General features: G+C 39.9%; 25 protein-coding genes and 1 riboswitch. Of the genes, 19 read left to right on the plus strand and 6 right to left on the minus strand.

Going from position 1 to position 19,459, the window contains the following annotated elements; genetic code table 11:
- Positions 1-23: 23 nt before the first annotated feature.
- Positions 24-362: a YmaF family protein gene (locus BW986_RS26140; RefSeq protein WP_076372293.1), complete on the minus strand. Its 339-nt coding sequence runs from the start codon at positions 360-362 to the stop codon at positions 24-26.
- Between the two features lie 198 nt (positions 363-560).
- Between BW986_RS26140 and BW986_RS26145 the strand changes: the two genes are divergently transcribed.
- The 10 genes from BW986_RS26145 (at position 561) to BW986_RS26190 (ending at position 9,321) form a co-directional block, all read left to right on the plus strand.
- On the plus strand, positions 561-1,538 hold the full coding sequence (locus BW986_RS26145; RefSeq protein WP_076372295.1) for a zinc-dependent alcohol dehydrogenase family protein: 978 nt from the start codon (positions 561-563) through the stop codon (positions 1,536-1,538).
- Between the two features lie 204 nt (positions 1,539-1,742).
- On the plus strand, positions 1,743-3,053 hold the full coding sequence (locus BW986_RS26150) for an amidohydrolase family protein (RefSeq protein ID WP_076372297.1): 1,311 nt from the start codon (positions 1,743-1,745) through the stop codon (positions 3,051-3,053).
- 309 nt (positions 3,054-3,362) lie between these two features.
- A complete protein-coding gene (locus BW986_RS26155) occupies positions 3,363-3,731 on the plus strand; it encodes a nuclear transport factor 2 family protein (RefSeq protein WP_076372299.1) in 369 nt (122 codons plus the stop codon).
- 108 nt (positions 3,732-3,839) lie between these two features.
- Positions 3,840-4,307: a GNAT family N-acetyltransferase gene (locus BW986_RS26160; protein WP_076372301.1), complete on the plus strand. Its 468-nt coding sequence runs from the start codon at positions 3,840-3,842 to the stop codon at positions 4,305-4,307.
- 128 nt (positions 4,308-4,435) lie between these two features.
- Positions 4,436-4,547: riboswitch (SAM riboswitch) on the plus strand.
- A gap of 277 nt (positions 4,548-4,824) precedes the next feature.
- Positions 4,825-5,847 (plus strand): methionine ABC transporter ATP-binding protein, encoded by a 1,023-nt coding sequence (locus tag BW986_RS26165; protein WP_076372303.1) that lies wholly within the window; start codon positions 4,825-4,827, stop codon positions 5,845-5,847.
- 13 nt (positions 5,848-5,860) lie between these two features.
- The gene (locus BW986_RS26170) at positions 5,861-6,511 is read left to right on the plus strand and encodes a methionine ABC transporter permease (RefSeq protein WP_076372369.1); all 651 of its coding nucleotides are present in this window, start codon (positions 5,861-5,863) and stop codon (positions 6,509-6,511) included.
- A 21-nt stretch (positions 6,512-6,532) separates the two neighbouring features.
- Complete coding sequence (locus BW986_RS26175) at positions 6,533-7,405, plus strand: MetQ/NlpA family ABC transporter substrate-binding protein (RefSeq protein WP_076372305.1); 873 nt, start codon at positions 6,533-6,535, stop codon at positions 7,403-7,405.
- Positions 7,406-7,486: 81 nt separating this feature from the next.
- Entirely contained in the window at positions 7,487-8,689 is a 1,203-nt protein-coding gene (locus BW986_RS26180) for a M20 family metallopeptidase (protein ID WP_076372307.1), read from the plus strand.
- A 205-nt stretch (positions 8,690-8,894) separates the two neighbouring features.
- Entirely contained in the window at positions 8,895-9,101 is a 207-nt protein-coding gene (locus BW986_RS26185) for a Fur-regulated basic protein FbpA (RefSeq protein ID WP_076372309.1), read from the plus strand.
- Positions 9,102-9,126: 25 nt separating this feature from the next.
- Positions 9,127-9,321, plus strand: coding sequence for a hypothetical protein (locus BW986_RS26190; RefSeq protein WP_076372311.1), 195 nt, complete (start codon positions 9,127-9,129; stop codon positions 9,319-9,321).
- Here BW986_RS26190 and BW986_RS26195 read toward each other — a convergent pair.
- The 3 genes from BW986_RS26195 to BW986_RS26205 form a co-directional block, all read right to left on the minus strand.
- Complete coding sequence (locus tag BW986_RS26195) at positions 9,318-9,923, minus strand: dienelactone hydrolase family protein (RefSeq protein ID WP_076372313.1); 606 nt, start codon at positions 9,921-9,923, stop codon at positions 9,318-9,320. The two genes, BW986_RS26190 and BW986_RS26195, sit on opposite strands and share 4 nt — an antisense overlap.
- Before the next feature lie 55 nt (positions 9,924-9,978).
- Positions 9,979-10,362, minus strand: coding sequence for a VOC family protein (locus BW986_RS26200; RefSeq protein WP_076372315.1), 384 nt, complete (start codon positions 10,360-10,362; stop codon positions 9,979-9,981).
- A gap of 136 nt (positions 10,363-10,498) precedes the next feature.
- Positions 10,499-11,023 carry a histidine phosphatase family protein gene (locus BW986_RS26205; protein WP_076372317.1) on the minus strand — a complete coding sequence of 175 codons (525 nt, stop codon included), beginning with the start codon at positions 11,021-11,023 and terminating at the stop codon, positions 10,499-10,501.
- 310 nt (positions 11,024-11,333) lie between these two features.
- On the opposite strand from BW986_RS26205, the gene BW986_RS26210 reads away from it, so the two are divergent.
- From BW986_RS26210 to BW986_RS26220, 3 genes are all read left to right on the plus strand, one after another.
- Positions 11,334-11,948 carry an undecaprenyl-diphosphatase gene (locus BW986_RS26210; RefSeq protein ID WP_076372319.1) on the plus strand — a complete coding sequence of 205 codons (615 nt, stop codon included), beginning with the start codon at positions 11,334-11,336 and terminating at the stop codon, positions 11,946-11,948.
- 141 nt (positions 11,949-12,089) lie between these two features.
- The gene (fabZ, locus tag BW986_RS26215; RefSeq protein WP_076372321.1) at positions 12,090-12,515 is read left to right on the plus strand and encodes a 3-hydroxyacyl-ACP dehydratase FabZ; all 426 of its coding nucleotides are present in this window, start codon (positions 12,090-12,092) and stop codon (positions 12,513-12,515) included.
- Positions 12,516-12,539: 24 nt separating this feature from the next.
- Complete coding sequence (locus BW986_RS26220; RefSeq protein WP_076372371.1) at positions 12,540-12,965, plus strand: NUDIX hydrolase; 426 nt, start codon at positions 12,540-12,542, stop codon at positions 12,963-12,965.
- Positions 12,966-13,036: 71 nt separating this feature from the next.
- Here BW986_RS26220 and BW986_RS26225 read toward each other — a convergent pair whose 3' ends face one another.
- Positions 13,037-13,618, minus strand: coding sequence for an LOG family protein (locus tag BW986_RS26225; protein WP_076372323.1), 582 nt, complete (start codon positions 13,616-13,618; stop codon positions 13,037-13,039).
- Between the two features lie 614 nt (positions 13,619-14,232).
- On the opposite strand from BW986_RS26225, the gene BW986_RS26230 reads away from it, so the two are divergent.
- The 3 genes from BW986_RS26230 (at position 14,233) to BW986_RS26240 (ending at position 15,987) form a co-directional block, all read left to right on the plus strand.
- On the plus strand, positions 14,233-14,682 hold the full coding sequence (locus BW986_RS26230; RefSeq protein WP_076372325.1) for an NUDIX hydrolase: 450 nt from the start codon (positions 14,233-14,235) through the stop codon (positions 14,680-14,682).
- A gap of 251 nt (positions 14,683-14,933) precedes the next feature.
- Positions 14,934-15,164, plus strand: coding sequence for a YczI family protein (locus BW986_RS26235; RefSeq protein ID WP_081395817.1), 231 nt, complete (start codon positions 14,934-14,936; stop codon positions 15,162-15,164).
- 136 nt (positions 15,165-15,300) lie between these two features.
- Positions 15,301-15,987, plus strand: a complete 687-nt coding sequence (locus tag BW986_RS26240; RefSeq protein ID WP_076372327.1) for an MBL fold metallo-hydrolase — start codon at positions 15,301-15,303, stop codon at positions 15,985-15,987.
- Between the two features lie 214 nt (positions 15,988-16,201).
- Here BW986_RS26240 and BW986_RS26245 read toward each other — a convergent pair whose 3' ends face one another.
- Complete coding sequence (locus tag BW986_RS26245; protein WP_076372329.1) at positions 16,202-17,590, minus strand: aminotransferase-like domain-containing protein; 1,389 nt, start codon at positions 17,588-17,590, stop codon at positions 16,202-16,204.
- A 177-nt stretch (positions 17,591-17,767) separates the two neighbouring features.
- On the opposite strand from BW986_RS26245, the gene azlC reads away from it, so the two are divergent.
- From azlC to BW986_RS26260, 3 genes are read left to right on the plus strand one after another with little or no spacing between them, the layout of a single operon-like run.
- Positions 17,768-18,523: an azaleucine resistance protein AzlC gene (gene azlC / locus BW986_RS26250; protein ID WP_142244747.1), complete on the plus strand. Its 756-nt coding sequence runs from the start codon at positions 17,768-17,770 to the stop codon at positions 18,521-18,523.
- Positions 18,520-18,852 carry a branched-chain amino acid transporter permease gene (locus tag BW986_RS26255; protein WP_076372333.1) on the plus strand — a complete coding sequence of 111 codons (333 nt, stop codon included), beginning with the start codon at positions 18,520-18,522 and terminating at the stop codon, positions 18,850-18,852. The genes azlC and BW986_RS26255 overlap by 4 nt, the downstream gene beginning before the upstream one ends.
- Positions 18,853-18,881: 29 nt before the next feature.
- Entirely contained in the window at positions 18,882-19,331 is a 450-nt protein-coding gene (locus tag BW986_RS26260; protein WP_076372335.1) for a PaaI family thioesterase, read from the plus strand.
- Positions 19,332-19,459: the final 128 nt, after the last annotated feature.

The raw sequence follows: 19,459 nt of genomic DNA on the forward strand, positions 1-19,459 counted from the left end.
ATGTTTTTTGTTTATCAAGTATCTTATTTATTCCCTGGAGCAGGTTGGTCAACCCCTTTAATTCTATGTCTATGCCCATCATCTTCCGTGGTGTAAAAATCGTAATAGTGAACATGCATTCCATTTCCAACCGGAATGGGCGGTCCCGAATATGCCTTATAATAATGGGTATGCCCATCCTCAAATAACACATATCCTTCAGTATAATGAATATGTTCCCCCTCTTGTGATGGAATTGGCGGGGAAGTTACATCTAAACATTGATGGACATGGCCATCCGCTACGGAGGTATAATCAACAGATCCATGATTATGATGTGGTACGAACCCTGAAACAAAATCATCTTTTCCTACTTTATTCAATCTCTTCACCCCTTGTATAAATAAACATTTTATAAACCATATGCTTGGAAAAATAAGAAGATTCTTAACGACCAAATTTATGGAAAGAGGATTAAAACAAACCACAATAAAAGAACATAAATCCGGAGGAGAATACTGGCCAGGCACAGTTTAAATGATAAAATAGAAAGACTAATAGATTAAAGGAGACTTATTATCTTGGAAGCCAAATGTGTTAAATTCTATGAGTTCGGGAATCCGCAAAAGGTTTTAAAAGTTGAAAATAAATGTATTCAAGGACCTTTCGAGGGGGAGGTCCTCGTTCGGATGACCACACGTCCCATTAATCCGTCTGACTTGCTGCCCATTCGCGGTGCATATTCCCACCGAATTCCCTTGCCTTCCATTCCCGGTTATGAAGGGGTCGGCATTGTAGAAGAGGTGGGTCCATCGGTTTCGAAAGATCTGATAGGCAATCGTGTTCTGCCTTTGCGCGGTGAAGGGACCTGGCAGGAATATGTTAAAACATCTGCGGACTTGGCCATCGTCATTCCCGATTCAATCGAGGATTATATTGCAGCGCAATTATATATAAACCCGGTAACCGCATGGCTAATCTGTACAGAAGTATTGGCATTGAAACCCGATGATGTATTACTCGTGAATGCTTGCGGATCTGCCATCGGCCGTATCTTCACCCAGTTATCGAAGATTCTCGGTTTTAAGCTGATTGCTGTAACGAGAAACAATAAGTATACGGAAGAACTGCTTAAACTTGGTGCTTCATATGTGATCGATACGTCCCGATCATCATTGCATGATGCAGTGATGGACTGGACGAATGGACGCGGAGCGAAAGCGGCCATAGATTCAGTGGGCGGCATCGATGGTTCAGAGCTAGCTTTTTGTGTTCGGCCTAATGGCATCTTATTAACTATCGGCCTTTTATCAGGACAGTCTGTAAATTGGGCTGAGATTTCACAAAGGACAAAAGTGGATGTTAAAATGTTTCATCTTCGGCATTGGAATCAGCAGGCTTCCATTCAAACTTGGCATGAAACGTTTAACCTTTTGATGGGTTTCATTAATGATAAAAGATTGAAGTTCATGATGCCGGCTTCCTGCTACAGCCTTCAAGACGTGCACGAAGCCATTCATGTCGCTAGCAATGGAGGAAAGATTTTCTTAAGCAACTGATTCGCATGCTAAAATTGCAATGGCGGTTTGCTGATTGAACGGATATATTGAAGGGGCCATTCATGTGGAGCTCTTCCAATAGGTTCCTAAGGTAAATGGAAATGGCCCCTGTTAATATGGAATTACTTGATTACCTGTAAGGTACTAGTTTAGAATGCGGAATAGAACATGCTGCTACATGATACGACTTTGGAGGAACTACTTATGAAAACAATATATGTGAATGCTACATTTTTTACTATGGACAAGGAAAATCAAATCTTTGAAAACGGCATGATGATTGTACAAGATCATACCATATCCTTCATCGGCCAGCGTGATGAACAACAATTGGCAGATGCAGATCAGGTGGTCAACCTTGGCGGGAAATGGATCATGCCAGGCCTTGTGAATGCCCATTCGCATATTGTAATGACCCTTTTACGCGGTATCGGGGATGATATGCTGCTGAAGCCATGGCTTGAAACGAAAATATGGCCGCTTGAAAGCCAGTTTACAACGGAAATCGCCTCTGTAAGCACTCAGCTTGGCATTATGGAAATGATGAAATCAGGAACCACGACATTTTCGGATATGTTTAATCCTAATGGAATAGATGCAGGTGCTGTCATGGAGACGATAGGCGAAACAGGAATGCGCGGAGCCTTTTCCTACACGATCTTCAGCTTGGGTACCGAAAAAGACCAAAAGGCGAACCTCATGGGGGCAGAAAAGTTTTCAAAAAACTATAAAGCGTTTGCCGATGGACGCCTGACTACCATGGTCGCACCACATAGCCCATATGCTTGCACACCTGAAGCGATCATGGAAAGTGCACGGATTGCAAAAGAGAATGATTTGATGGTGCACATCCACGTATCGGAAACGGACTTTGAAATCCTCGACATCGAAAAGCGTTACGGATCCCGTCCTGTCGAGCACCTTCGCCGTCTGGGGCTGTTCGATCAGCCTACCGTGATGGCACATGGTGTGGTTCTCAATGATGAAGAGCGGGCGATACTAAAACAGCATGATGTTCGCGTTGCCCACAATCCGATCAGTAACCTGAAGCTCGGATCTGGAATTGCCGATGTCGTCAGCCTTCTTGATGCAGGCATTAAAGTGGGAGTAGCAACAGATGGTGTCGCCTCCAATAACAACTTCGATATGTTCGAAGAAATGAGGACAGCTGCATTACTGCAAAAAGGAATCTATAAGGATGCCACCAAATTCCCTGCCCAAACAGCACTCGCCATGGCCACAAGAATGGGCGCAGAAGCGATAGGCATGAACCATACAGGATCATTGGAAGCTGGTAAAAAAGCAGATTTCATCACCATTTACCCATATGACAAAGAACATCTGCAGCCGCTGAGTGAAGCCTATTCGCACCTGCTTTATGCAGCACGCGGAAATGATGTATGCGATGTGTACATCGACGGCAAAATGGTCGTGAAAGAAAGACGCTGCTTAACGATCGATGAAGAAAAAGTAATCGCCGAAACGAATCGTCTGCAAGGTACCCTATCTCGTTAACACTGATGGGAGAACAAACGTATGCACAGAAAAAGGAGCTGCCATTTGCAGCTCTTTTTTTTATGGACTCAATGATCCATTTTGAGGAACTTATTATTGGCAGTCAAAAAGGAATTACCGCTAGTATTGTGGAATAAATTGTCCTTAACACTTAGAAATAAGTCGCGAGTCCAGTTTCTTGGAAATATGGAACAAAGTAAGTATGGCAAAAAAGGTTGCTGACAGCAAAATATTAACCAACTGGATAAAAAATTTTTGCCGTCATGGATCATGAATTTCACCGATAGTTGATAAAGGAGGACAAGATGAATGGATAGTGAATCTTCATTATTAAAAGAGCATTTGTATCAACTGGAGGAGAAATTGTTAAAATCTGAAGTCCGTACATCGCCAGAAGAGCTTTCATTATTATTGAAAGATGATTTCTTTGAGTTCGGCAGTTCGGGTAACATATGGTCAAAAAAAGAATTTTTGGGGCAAGAGGGAGCCGGAGCGGTGAAAATGATACTAAGTCAATTTGATATGCATCCATTGTCTGATGATACCGTGTTAACTACGTACCGGATTTTTGATGAAGATAAAGTGGAACATACCTTAAGGAGTTCAATCTGGAAATGTACGAATGGAAGATGGCAAATGTTTTTTCATCAAGGCACAAAAACGATAGGGCCCCGCTAAGCCTAATATTTATGAAAAGAAAAAAATAAATATCAAAAAAAGAACGTAAGTAAAATGAGTTTTGCTTACTTAAAAATTATTTCGATAAAATGATAGGGGTGGGTGAAGTTGATTTTTCGTACCATTGATACGGACAAAGATAAAGATATTATTATTAAATTCAGGAAAGATTCCTATGTTGTAAGTTTTGGATCTGAAGATGGTTTTGGAGATGAGAATACATATCTGCAACGAATGAAAGAACGGGTCCGCAAATTTCCGGATGGACAAGTGATCATTGAAAAGGACCAAGAACCGATTGGCCAAATGGAACTTCAAATTCGGGAGTATGAAGGAACGGAGATCGGCTATGTGAATCTTTTTTATCTTATTCCCGATTACCGCAGTAAAGGCCTTGGCAAGGAATTGGTTCGCTACGCAGAAAACTTTTTCAGGCAATTTAATGTATCGGAATATCATTTAAGGGTTTCTCCGGATAATGGAAGGGCGATTCGTTTATATACGAATTCAGGTATGAAGAAGATAAGCGAAGAAAATGAAAAATACCTTGTATGGAGAATGAGTAAATCATTATAAAATTATATTAATATAATTTAAAAGCATCAATTCACTATACTATAAAAATATTTAGCGTGATGAAAAATAAGGTTGACTTTAGAGAAATTTGAATATATAGTGAAGGACATAATTAAATAAAACGTTAATTCTTATCAAGAGATGTGGAGGGACTTGGCCCTATGATACCTCGGCAGCGGGTTTTTACTTTTGTAAAAATACTGTGCTAATTCCAACGGACGAAAGTTTGAAAGATAAGAAGGAGCTTTTCTTAGATAATTAATTTAAGAGTTTACTCTTTTTTATGTCTAAAAGAGGCCTCTTCTGTCTGATGACGGAAGAGGCCTCTTTTGTTTATTCAAAATGTATATGGTTATTTGGAGAATTGGTGCAATTACTCGTGAGTTTCGAGCATTTACTCGTGAATTTGGCAGATTTACTCGTGAATTCCAAAAATTTAACCCTATCATTATGAAACTTGGCAAAGCTCTCTCTGGATAATGAATTCGTACAAATAAACAACATGGGGGGAGATTGGATGATTGAGTTTCAAAATGTCAAAAAGGTTTATCAAACAAAGAAACAGACTGTCGAGGCTTTGAAGGGCATCAATTTGACAGTGGAAAAGGGGGATATATTCGGTGTAGTCGGTTATAGCGGGGCCGGGAAGAGTACGTTGATCAGGTTGGTCAATTTGCTTGAACATCCTTCAGATGGTTCGGTGATTGTTGGGGGCAAGGATTTAACCAAATTGAATCCGAAGGAATTGCGGGCAGAAAAGAAAAAAATCGGGATGATTTTTCAGCATTTCAATTTGCTGAACTCAAAGACCGTTTTTGATAATATCGCCATGCCGCTGATTTTATCGGGAACCCCGGGTAAAGAAATCAAAAAGCGGGTAGGCGAGCTGTTGGAGTTCGTTGGCTTATCGAGCAAAGCAAAGAGTTATCCGGATCAATTATCCGGAGGCCAAAAGCAGCGGATCGGCATTGCGAGAGCATTGGCTACCAATCCATCGATCTTATTGTGTGATGAAGCTACCTCGGCATTGGATCCACAAACAACGAGTGCTGTTCTGCAGCTCTTAAAGAAAATTAATAAAGAATACAATATCACCATTCTGCTAATCACTCATGAGATGTCTGTCATTAGGGAAATTTGCAATAAGGTAGCAGTCATGGAGGGCGGATGCGTCGTTGAACAAGGTTCGGTTTTCGAAGTTTTTGCGAAGCCGCAAACGGATATTGCAAAAAATTTCGTGAGAACGGTCATACATGACGAAATTCCACAAAGTTTCCTAAAAAGCATAGGGTCCCATATCCCGATTATTTGGAAAATTAATTTTATTGGGACTACTTCGGGTACTCCTTTACTTTCAACGATCTCGAAGAAATATGATGTTCATTTAAGTGTTTTATCAGCCAATATTTCTGAAATTCAGGAAACGCCTTTCGGGAATTTGATCATCGAAGTGACCGGGAACAAAAATGAGGTGGACATGGCTTATCAATATATTAAAGATGAGGGGATTCTCGTCCAGGAGGTGCAGGTAAATGGGTAATACGCTTTGGGGAATGGAAATAACGGCAGACCAGCTGTTGACAGCTTTCGGTGACACACTTTATATGGTAGCCATCTCATTGGTATTCTCCGGATTGATTGGGCTTCCGCTCGGTATCCTGCTTGTCATTACAAGAAAGGGTCATATCTTGGAGAATAAATGGGTCTTTAATGTATTGAACCCGATCATCAATATATTGCGGTCGGTTCCTTTCATCATCTTGCTTGTAGCAGTTATTCCGCTTACCAGAATGATTGTAGGCAGTGCGATCGGAATGAATGCGGCCATTGTTCCGCTAATCTTTTACGCGGCTCCTTATATTGCCCGGCTTGTGGAGAACTCCCTGTTGGAAGTGGACAAAGGGATCATCGAAGCAGCTCAGGCGATGGGGGCGACGACATGGCAAATCATTTATCGCTTTTTGATTCCCGAGGGACTTAGTTCGTTGATCCTTACTTTTACAACAGCGACAATCGGGCTTGTTGGATCTACGGCCATGGCAGGTGCCGTCGGTGCAGGAGGGGTCGGAGATCTAGCTTTGGCTTACGGTTATCAAAGGTTCGATACGATGACGATGGTCGTCACAGTGGCGGCGCTCGTGATCATCGTTCAATTATTGCAATCCACGGGGAATTTTATTTCAAGAAAAATCAGAAGAAGATAAAAATAACAGGAGGTAGGAGAAATGAAGAAAATCTTATTAACGATCATAGTATTGGCATTGGCCATCGTGGCTGCAGCATGCGGGAAAGAAGAAGGTGCATCAGGCGGTTCGGATGATGTGAAAACAGTGAAAGTCGGTGTCAGCAGCGGGGATACGAGAACATGGGAATACATTGTCGACTTAGCGAAAGAGGAAGGGCTGAATATCGAGCTGGTCACTTTCAATGATTATATCCAACCGAACCTTGCTTTAAGTGAAGGTGAAATTGATGCCAATTCATTCCAAACGGTCGCTTACTTCGATGAATTCATTCAAGACCAAAATCTGAAATTAGAGGCAATCGGGTCGACCGTCATTGCGCCTATGGGCCTTTATTCGAAAAAACATAAAGATCTTAAAAGTCTTCCAGATGGTGCTACGATTGCCGTTCCGAATGAAGCAACAAACTTTGGCCGTGCCTTACTCCTTCTTCAGGAAGCTGGATTGATTACATTGAAAGAGGAATTCAATGGATCGGGATCGTTGGAAATCATTAAGGATAATCCGAAAAACTTGAAAATCCAGCCTGTTGCTGCCGGAAATACGCCGCGTCTATTGGATGATGCCGATGCTTCAGCCATCAATAATAACTTTGCCGTCGAAGCGGGCCTTACTTTAAAAGATTCATTATTCCATGAAAGTAAAACGGCGAAACCATATATTAATATCATTGCAGTTAAAAAGGGTAATGCCGATCGTCCTGAGCTGCAAAAATTAGTGGAGCTTTATCAATCGAAAAAAGTGGAAGCGTTCATCGAAAAAACGTTTAAAGGAAACACCATTCCTGCATATGTTTCTGTAGATGAATTAGTCAATTACCAGGATGCTTGGACAAAACCAGCAAATGAAAAATAATGATTTAGAACAAGTGAAGGAATGCCGGATGGATTCAAGATGCCTATCCGGTTCCTTAAACCATAAAGGGGAGATACGAATATGGCGAGAGAATTAGTGCAGAAGCAGCATCAGCAAATCATTGAAGATCACATCGACCTTCATTCCAAATTATATATCGAAACGAGTCAAGCCATTCATGCCAAACCCGAAATTGGGAATCAAGAATTCTTCGCTTCGGATACATTAACCGGAATCCTTCGCAATGAAGGATTTGAAGTGACCCGCAATATAGCCGGACATGAAACAGGATTCATAGCCAAAAAAACCTCTTCAAAGAAAGGACCCACGATTGCCTTTTTAGCCGAGTATGATGCATTGCCGGGTTTAGGTCATGCTTGCGGCCATAATATCATCGGCACAACGAGTGTTGCAGCAGGCATTTCCTTGGCTCAAGTGCTGGAGGAAACGGGCGGAGAGGTGATTGTTTTCGGAACACCGGCAGAAGAGGGCGGGCCGAATGGAAGCGCAAAAGGCAGCTTTGTGAAGCACGGTCTATTTGATGGGGTTGATGCGGCAATCCTTATCCATCCTGGCGGGCAAACGCGTGTCACAAGTCCATTTTTGGCAGTCGACCCCCTTGATTTTCATTTTTACGGGAAGTCTGCACATGCAGCAGCGGCGCCTGAAGAAGGCGTGAACGCACTTGATGCGGTGATTCAGCTGTTCAATGGCATTAATGCTTTGCGCCAGCAGCTCCCAGCCGAGGTCAAAATCCACGGAATCATCACCAATGGCGGGGAAGCGCCTAACATCATTCCTGAATATGCTTCCGCCAGGTTTTACATTAGAGCAACAACATGGAAACTTTGCCAAGAAGTATCCAATAAAATCCGTGCTGTTGCCGAAGGGGCAGCACTTGCCACAGGAAGTACGGTTAAAGTTGAACGTTTCCAAAATGAAGTACTCGATTTTGTCATTAATCCAGTTCTGGATGAACTGTTAAAAGAAGAACTGGCTCAATTAGGGGAAGCAGTGGGTCCTCGAAAAGAGAGTGGCTATGGTTCGACGGATGCTGGTAATGTAAGCCATGTAGTGCCAACAGCACATCCTTATATAAAAATTGGCCATGATGTGCTGATTGCCCATACGAATGAATTCCGCGACTGTGCCAAATCTCCTGCTGGAGACAAAGCCATCCTGACCGGAGCAAAAGCCCTTGCACTTACAGGTTATAAATTGATTTCGGATCAAGACCTGTTGGATAAAGTGAAAGCGGCATTTCATGAAGCGAAGCAAAAATAAATAAGATGCAGGAAAAAATTGTTGACTACGGAGCATAGAGTCAGTATTATAAAAACAACAATACCTAGTAATTAAATAGGAATTATAGGTTAATTGACCGGAAAACCGGAGACTTTTCTTTCATGTAAAGAGGTGTCTCCGGTTTTTTTTGAATGGGCAAGTCGAAAGATTATTTTTCAATACGTATCAAAAAGGAGGATTTATCATGGGGATATTATTACGTAAAGCGATTGAGAAAAAAAGAAACTTCCTGATAAACAAGTTGATTAACAAGGGGATTTATAAAAAGAATGACATCCATCTATTTGAATTGACCTTAACAGATTTAGAGAATGAGTATATTAAAATAAGTAAAATCGAGGAGAAGGAATCCGACGATCATTCCCCCTGTCTAAGGATACATTTCATATAATGTCAGAATAAAAGGAGAGGGAGAAATGAGGAAGGGCGTGGAAGAAAGGCGGAAGGAATTAATATATAAACTGATGATCCATACTGTAAATAAGAGTGTGGAACAGCTGATGAAGTTAACTTTAAAAGAATTGGAAACAGAGTATAAAAAGGTTCAAAATGACTGTCATCCCCATAGTGATGCGGGTTCGATACATTGGATCAATGCAAAACGGCATTAGGCTGAATGTTCATGATCCATAAAGAATTTCATCATTTTGCTAACGGCTGCTTGTGCTGATTCTGCATGATATTTTGAGTTGTAAGGGTCACTGAATCCGTGTTCTCCATTGAATTTATGAATTTCGACATTCTCTATTTCCAAAGCTGAAATTAACTCGTCCACATTAAATGAAGGCTCTTCTAGTGGGAAAAATAGCAGTGCAGGGCATTGTGGAGCTAATTCTGCATAATTCCTAATACGCGAACCGTAGTATCCAACTATTCCATCGACACTCTCTTCCTCACTGCACAGCCATGCTACAGTTGCCCCTGCACTGAATCCAAGGATAAAAATCTTTTGGTATTCATCTTTAATATCCGATAATATATCCTTTATTTTATGTAAAGCGCCCGTGAAACCTACGTTCTCCATAAAATGCCGATACGCAGCCTCCTCTTGGGAATAATCAAAAGGCGACTCCCGTTCTAACAAATTCGGACAAATCACATCAAAACCTTGTTTTGATATTAACTCACAATAACCCTGCATATGTTGGTTCAGTCCATATATTTCGTGAATGATAATGATGACAGTATCGGAATTTTTCTGAATGTGCAGCATCTTTACCCTCCTCAAACTAAACGATATATATAAAAGCCAACCAGATTTTTCATCCTTAACCATTACAAATCATAAGTACATTACCATCAGGATCTTGAAAGTTAAAATATGCGAAATCGCCAATACGCTCTATTTCTTTAACAATAGATATGTTATTACCCTTAATGAATGTATAGGCTTCGTCTATATCCTTTACGTAAAAATTAAACAATACATGGCTGGATGGTTCGAATCTAAAATCAGGATCAAATGTATGGTCGTCTAACGTTAATCCAGTTTCATATGTTATAGGAATATTGTAAACAGGAGATTCTACAGAATCACTATTATGAGGAATGCCAAGGAGATTACAATACCATCCAGCTGATTTCTTTAAATCTTTAACATGAATGAAAACATTATTAACTTTAGGATAAATAGGAGAATTTATTGATTTCATAGTTTACCACCTTTCGTTGAACCTTACCTAAGAATTCAACGAAGCTCCCTAAAAACCTTTTTTATTATACCAAGTACTCAATTATCCTGCCCTGTGATTACATAAAGAAAAGACTGCCTTAAGACAGCCCTGATCGTTAGCTATACTCCAGATGCGTAGTACTATTTAAAAATCGTATAAGTTTGTATGGATGATCAGTATACTCAAGAAGATGTATTCCTGTATGATGAGAATTGAACCACACATCATGAATGGCGGGTGGTAATTGCAGAAAGCTTTCAATAATTTTAGTAATCATCCCTCCGTGGGATATAATGGCAATTCGTTTATAATTTGCACTGTTTTCTCGAATATAAGAAAGTACGCTTTGAGCTCGTAATCTAAAATCTAAATGGTTCTCCCGATCCTGCATCTCTCTTAAATCTTCCAGGAATGTTACGGGACAGTTAATGGTAGTTGATAAAGTTTCAGCAGTTTTACTAGCACGAAGCAAGGTACTTGACCATATGAATTCTGGTGGAAACTCTTCGGATACACGACTGCACATTTTTTCTACTTGTTCAACTCCCTTAATGGTTAGGGGTAAATCAGTAGTTCCTTCGTAATTTTCTTCTAGAAAATCGTCTTCTGACTCACCATGCCGAATTATTAGTATCTGCAAGATATCACCTCTATATTGTTTATTCATCCCAATTAATAATTCTATTCAACTTTAATAAAACCTTTAAAGGAATAAGAACTATTAGTTATAACTCCATTAAAGTTTATAAGATCATATCATGTCCTCTTTTTACACGATAATAGATGTGGTGCTTTTAACAAGAACTTCAGCACTCACTCCGCTAACTTGAACAAGCATAACAACCATGTGACAAAATTGTAAGATAATGGATTAAACTGTTAGGAAGAACGATGGAGATCTACTTCCTTTCTCTTTAATATGTAAGAAAAAGAGGAAGGTTGGGTATTAAATGGATTTTTTTGAGCTGAATATCCATGTATTTAGGATGATCAATGACTTAGGGAAACAATACGCTTATTTAAACCCTTCTGCCATTTTCATTGCCGAGTACATGGTATTTTTCTTGGCTTTAGCAGTCATCGTAATATGGTTCACTCGAAATGAACAGAGTAAAATGATGGTTGTTTGTGGGATGATGACGTTTGTAATAGCTGAAATGATGGGGAAAATGGCAGGGAAATTGCATTCAAACAATCAGCCATTTGCTGAATTGACTAATGTTAATAAGTTAATTGAAAAAGCAGTGGATAATTCATTTCCAAGCGACCATACCATCTTGTTTTTCTCGTTTTGCGTTTCCTTTTGGCTTTTCAAAAGAGGGTGGTGGTTGTTATGGATCATGCTGGCTTTCCTGGTTGGCATTTCCCGTATATGGGTAGGCGTCCACTTTCCGGCGGATGTGCTGGCAGGAGCTATCCTGAGCACCATTTCAGGAATGGCGGTTTACCTTGTTGTTCCTAAAATAGGCTTGATTCATAAATTATTAGGGGGTTATGAGAGGTATGAACAAATGGTTCTATCCCCGTTAACAAAATCGAAGGAAAAAAAAGCAAAGGATTTGTAAGCGGAATCAAAAAAACGGGTTGCTTAGGCAGCCTTTTTTTGTTGAATGAAGTGCAGTGTGAATAAATACAAAAATATCCATATGATGATGCTGGATGGTAAAATAAAGTGAAAGCAATTCATTGCAATGGGGGACTTAATATTGATTGATATCCAAGAAATCAAAGACATTATCATGCATCGCTATCCATTTCTTTTAGTTGATGGAGTACTGGAATTGGAAGAAGGAAAGAGGGCGGTGGCCATTAAAAATGTAACAGCAAATGAAGAGTTTTTTGCTGGTCACTTTCCAAATTACCCAGTGATGCCAGGTGTATTGATCGTGGAGGCTTTAGCGCAGGTAAGTGCTGTTGTCATGCTTACAAAAGAAGAAAATAAAGGGCGGATCGGGCTTTTGGCTGGAATCGATGGATGTCGCTTTAAAAAGCAAGTAAGACCAGGAGACCAATTACGTTTAGAAGTAGAGATTACTCGCCTGAAAGGTCCTATCGGTAAAGGAATAGGAAGGGCAACTGTCGACGGAGAAACTGTATGCGAGACAGAGCTCGTATTTGCTTTTGGTGATTGATCTAACATGTGCAATAACGGGGGAATGATGGTGATACCGATAAAAAAAGCTTACGGGTATGTGACAAGAATCAATAATGGAAAAACACAGGTATTGGTTTTTCAACATCCCATTAAGGAAGCGGGTATACAGATACCAAAGGGAACAGTGAAGCCTCAAGAAGATGCTTGCCAAGCAGTGATTAGGGAAATGAAAGAAGAAACGGGTCTGGAAAATTTTCATGTGCAGGAATTAATTGCGGAAGATTTTTGGGATTACGCCGACGGTGCCGTACATAATAGATATTTTTATCAATTAAGTGTATACAATGTTCCTGATGAATGGGATCATCAGCCAACGGGTGGAGGAGATGAAGAGGGGCTGACATTCCATTTCTTCTGGATTTCATCCGAACATGAAGAGCAGCTTAGTAAAGGGCATGGAGATTATTTAAACCTGATATTTACCTAACCATTAAGTAGGCAGCAGTTTATTACAACCGGCCAAGGTCATTATTGAACTTGGCCGGTTGTTTTTTATGATCAGGTTTGTTTTTCGGTAATGAAAGTTTTTACGGTTGGCGGTTCATATGTATTAAATTGATCAAGAAGTCCTTTTGGATCAACATCTACCAGTGCCATGGAACGGAATTTTTCATGCAGGAACTGTTCGTCGGACATATGATTGAATAAAGCGACCAAAGGATCATAATAGTGATTGATATTCAAGAGTCCGCAAGGTTTTTGATGAAGACCAAGCTGAGCCCAAGTGAAAATCTCAAAGAATTCTTCCAATGTTCCTGGCCCGCCTGGCAAAGCCATGAACCCATCTGCAAGCTCAGCCATTTTTGCTTTTCTTTCATGCATGGATTCCACGACGATAAGTTCGGTTAAGCTCTTATGCGCTATTTCTTTTTTTTCTAGAAAATCTGGCATGACTCCAATTACTTTTCCGCCTGCTTCCAGAACGGAATCTGCAACTGCACCCATGATTCCTACACTTGAGCCCCCGTAGACAAGGGTAATATTACGTTTTGCCAGTTCTGCACCCAGTTTTTTAGCCTCATCTACATAGACAGCAGATGCACCTTTGCTTGATCCACAAAATACAGCTAGACTTTTCAAAATATCACATCTCCCACTTAGTAATCTTCCTTTCTTATCATACAAAATTCAAGGGGATTTGTTAAACTTGAATTATCTAACTCAAGAGTAAACGGCGGAAACTCACGAGTAAATAGCGCAAATTCACGAGTAAATGGTGCAAACTCACGAGTAAATGGCGCAAACTTACGAGTAAAACGTAAATTCACGAGTAAACTGCGCAAATTCACGAGTAAATGGCGCGAATCTACGAGTAAAACGCAAATTCACGAGTAAATAGTGGAAACTCACGAGTAAAGCAGCAAAATTCACGAGTAAACTGCGCAAATTCACGAGTAAATGGCGCGAATCTACGAGTAAAACGCAAATTCACGAGTAAATAGTGGAAACTCACGAGTAAACTGCGCAAATTCACGAGTAAATGGTGCAAACTTACGAGTAAATGGCGCGAATCTACGAGTAAAACGCAAATTCACGAGTAAATGGTGCAAACTCACGAGTAAATGGCGCAAACTTACGAGTAAAACGCAAATTCACGAGTAAATAGTGGAAACTCACGAGTAAAGCAGCAAAAATCACGGGTAAACAGCACACTGCCATGTAGGTAATTAACGATAAAGGGGTCACTTTGAATAATGTTTAAGTATACGGTTTGTTTTATAAAGAAGAATAATGAACTTCTCATGCTTAACCGGGAGAAAGCTCCTATTATGGGTGTTTGGAACGGGGTGGGGGGCAAAATCGAGAAAGGTGAAACACCTGATATAGGTGCCCGGCGTGAGGTATTAGAGGAAACGGGCATAGAGGTAGGGACCTTTTTTTCTAAAGGAACGGTAACCTGGGAAACTCCAGAAGGTGAATTGGATGGAATATATGTATATTTGTATATGGCAGATGCAGATTTAATATATGAAACACCGAAAAAAACGCGTGAAGGCATTCTTGATTGGAAATCCATTGATTGGATACTTCATCCGCTTAATCTCGGAATTGCTGAGATGGTCGCGCAGTATTTGCCGGTTTTATTGAAGCAAGAAGGAAACCATGCATTCACTTACGAAAATGGCCAGACATATATTTCATGAACCAGCCTTACTTAAAAAAGGGATACTATCTACACAGTATCCCTTCCAATAAGCTAAAACTCATTATCGAATATCGTACCCTTTTTGAATCTTGAACCCTTAAAGGCAAACTTCATCAGGGTAATGTAGGCAATTGGCTTTTTGATGCAGAAAAGTTGGCTTGTGAATCAATGAATTTCCATTTTCTACACAAATGAAAAGATGTCAAATGGTATGATTAAATAAAAAATAGTAATTAAGGGGAAATATTCTTGAAAATAGTTAAACTCATCTTAGCAATGATTGTTCTTGCAGTATCAGTCTATCAACTAATTACTGGAAATTTCGAGTTGATGCCGTATTCTATGTTGTTCTTGGGGGCACTTATGTTAGTAACAGGATTAGTCGAATTTCAAAAAGATAGAAAAGGAGGATTTATTGGGTGCCTTGTTGTATCATTATTTCTTTTCTTTGTTTCCATACAGGGTTTCTTTTTGAACTAACAGGTGCTTTACTTCAATGACTAGGTCGTTGCATCAACCTTTTAGTTATGTAATTAAAGGGAGATTTTGTTAAAATTAATAGTTGGAGAATATATAGATTATCCGGATATCAAATCGGGAAGTTGGAGGAGGAAAAATGAAGATAATAGAACTGCCAATTGAATTTGAATTTAATGGGCAAAAAAACTACATTAATCCTAGCTTGATTATTTTGAAGAATGAACTAACTTTGGTCGATACAGGTTATCCTAATTTTTTACCTCTAATTGAATATGAAATGATAAAAAATGGTTATGAAATGAAGAATTTAAAGAATATAATCATCACTCATTATGATATTGATCATATAGGTTCCTTATTTGAATTCAAGGAAAAGTATCCTTCTATTAACATTATAGCTAGTGAAGTTGAATCGAAATTCATTAGTGGTGAAATGAAGTCAGAGAGATTGGTTCAAGCCGAAGGAATGCTAGAAAATATGCCAAATGAAGAAATCGAATTCGGTAAATGGTTTATACAACAATTAAAGAAATTGAAGCATGTTTCAATTGATGAAAAGGTGCAAGATGGTGATTTGATTTTAGATAACGAATGCAGGGTAGTGGCAACACCAGGGCATACTTCAGGGCATATTTCATTATATTTTCCAAGTTTAAAAAGTTTAATATCAGGTGATGCAGCTGTTAAAGAGAATCATGAATTAGGCATTGCCAATCCACAATTTTGTTTAAATGTCGAGGAAGCGGAACAGTCTTTAAGTATGATTAAAGATCTTAAAGCTGATAGTTATTATTGTTATCATGGTGGGACATTCACTTTATGAGGGTTATACAATTTGATTTCCACTCCAGGCACTCGCTTTCCGCGGGCGGTCCGGGAGCTTCCTCGGCGCTTGCCTGCGGGGTCTCCTTAGGACACGCTACTCCCGCAGGAGTCTCGCACTTCCGCTCCAATCAACCTTAAATCGTTTCGTTTTAAAAATAACAATCTTTACGAAAAGAGCCTTTTTAAAAAAATCCGATTTTCCGATCTTTAAATCAGTTGAGATACTGTTTTAATATGTCTAATCCTATTTTTAACTCATCAAATGAGTTTGTGGAAGAAAGTGCAATACGCAAGTACATATCAGGGGTGGTTTGCCCGCTTTGGAAACGATTGGAATGAAAAACTCGTATACCGCGCCTTTTCAGATCCGTTTCCAGTTGTAACGCATCGTTATGTCCTTGAATGGGAAGCCAACGATAAAGACTGAGAGGATGTCCAACGTCCTTTCTAAAAGGGAAATATTCCGAATAAATGTCATTTGCAGTCTGTGCAAGCTGTTTCTTTTGAGAAACAATTTCATGAGCCTTTCCTGATAGGATAAGCTCCGTGATAACCTCTGCATCAAAAGAAGAGGTCTTTACATTTATGTTGAAAATGGCCTGGGAAATTTTCTCGCGGAATGCATCCCCATAGACCATATAGGCAACTCTTAATCCAGAACATATTGACTTAGAGGTACCGCAAATATAGACGCTCTGTTCTGGAAGCAACTGGTACATAGGCTGCCGGTAATCGGAGATAATGCCTGCCGTCAGAAATGCATGGATATCATCCTCAATCAAAATTAAACGATGCTTACGGATGACCGCAGCTATTTCTTGCTTTCGAATATCTGACATCATGATTGTGGTTGGATTGTTGCAGGAGGGCATCAGAAAAATGCCGTCAATATTTGTTTGGCAACACTGCTTTTCAAGTTCATCTGGCAGCATGCCGAACTGGTCTCCGGGAATGGGCACTAACTTAATATGGAACATCTTTGCCAACTCGATGAAGTTTGAATAGGTGTATAAGTCGGTTGCAATTCTCTTGCCAGGCTCAAACAAGGCAGCCAAGGCAACTGCCAATGCATTTTGGGCACCGGAAACGATTGCGATATGCTCTTGATCCGCATGGATGCCGAAAGATTCCATCCAGTTTAGCGCTGCTGTTTTTTGATGGGGAATACCAGTCGGGTCGTTGTAATTCAGCAGCTGCTCCAAATAACTTTTGTTCACGGTTTTTTGAATGGTTTCTGATACAATATCATTGGTTTGCTCAAAAGATGCCACAAAACCAAGATCGATGCTATTTGCCGTTTTATCCACGGAAATGGTTATGGAACGATTGGCATTGGGAGCCACAAAGGTTCCGCTTCCCGTAACGGCATATATTAATCCCTTTACCTCGCATATTTTGTAGGAACGGGTAATGGTGGTGAAGTTTAAATCAAGAAAATCTGCTAATTCTCGCTGCGGAGGCAACTTTGTTCCAGGTGCTAAAAAACCATTTGTTATATCTTGTTCAAGTAATGCTGCAAGAGATTTATAAAAAGGACGCTTTAATGCTTTCTTATCAGGTTTCCAAGACATTGGATAATTGTCAAATGAATTTACTGGCATGCTTCACCTCTACTATCTTATTCCATACAATCATATCATTTTTTGTATGGAATTCTAATGATGAAACGGGTTGATTTATATAAGGAATATCTATCAGTACTCCCATTTTGATAAAATGGGGGTATTTTATTTAAATTGTAATCCATACAATTAACTTGTTTTTTGTACGGATTTTCTATGTTAAGTTTAAATAAATTTAGCCATCAGGATGTGATTTATATGAAAAAAAGAACTCAAATGCTACCTGCATTTCGTGCGGCCTTTCCGTACACAATGCCCATTTTTGCAGGTTTTTTATTTTTAGGCATCGCTTATGGGATCTTTATGAATTCATTAGGTTTCAGTGCGATTTACCCGATATTGATGAGTCTTACAATATTCGCAGGATCAATGGAGTTTATTGCAGCCAATTTATTGCTTGTCGCATTCAATCCGATTAACGCACTTTTTCTAACATTAATGGTGAATGCACGGCATTTGTTTTATGGCATTTCCATGCTGGATAAGTACAGGGGGACCGGGAAGAAAAAGCTGTATCTGATTTTTGGGCTTTGCGATGAGTCTTTTTCCATCAATTGTACCGTTGATGTTCCGAAGAATGTAGATAAGGGCTGGTTCATGTTCTTCGTGACACTGCTCAATCATTCCTATTGGGTGATGGGATCAGCGATTGGCGGCATTTTTGGCTCTCTTGTCAATTTCAACACAGAAGGACTCGATTTTGTTATGACGGCCCTCTTTGTAGTCATTTTCATTGAACAGTGGATGAAAGAGAAAAACCATCATAGTGCTCTCGCAGGGCTTGGGCTGTCAGCAGTCTGTCTTATTATTTTTGGCGGAAACAATTTCATCATCCCTGCCATGTTTTCAATTTTGGGGGTACTCACCTTACTTAGAAAGCCATTAGAGAAAGTTGAGGTCAAGACCGTATGACAATGGATTTAACGCAGCAAATCATTACAATAGCAATGGTTGTACTGGGCACAATGCTTACAAGGTTTCTTCCATTCATCGTTTTCCCATCAGGTAAACCCACACCGAAGTATGTACAGTATCTCGGTAAAATCCTGCCATCCGCGGTAATTGGGCTTTTGGTCATTTATTGTTTAAAGGATGTGAGCTTACAATCCGGAAGTCATGGCCTCCCTGAATTTATGGCGATAGCGGTAGTTGCACTGCTTCACTTTTGGAAGAAAATGATGCTCCTTTCCATAGCGGGGGGAACGATTGTCTACATGATGTTGGTTCAATTGGTTTTCTAATTTGATAATGGTATTGGAAGGGGTAGGTAATGGTGAAGAAGAAAATTGATGAGTCTCAAATTCATGAAAAACACTATGAACAAATTCATGAGCAAGTGAAAAACGATCCGTATGCTCAGTCGTTAGGCATTCAGTTAACGAAATTCGAGGCAGGTACTGCAGAAGCAACGTTAGAGGTGCAAGGCACTATGGTAAATGCATATGGAACGGTTCACGGGGCAGTTATTTATGCTTTGGCAGATCATGCTTTTTCCGTAGCCTGTAATGCATATGGAAAAACATCATTAGGACTCTCGACAACCATCCAGTTTATTGAATCAGCTAAACCCGGAGACAAGATAGTCGCCCGTGCAACGGAAATTAAACGAAACTATCGGACAGGATTTTATCGAATAGACGTCTTGCATGAGCAAAACCTGATCGCAACCATGGAGGCAGTGTCATACCGTAAGGATCATTATTTTATTGAACTTGATTAAGCAGTCTAATAGTTATTGATCAGAGCTGTCCTCAAGGCAGCTTTTTTGTATGAAAATATATACGTGAAAGGCCATACAAAATAAGCCCACCATATTCTAATTTTTTGAAGGACGTAAATGTAACCTGT

The organism is Peribacillus simplex, from assembly GCF_900156045.1.
Classification (GTDB): Bacteria; Bacillota; Bacilli; order Bacillales; family DSM-1321; genus Peribacillus; species Peribacillus simplex_D.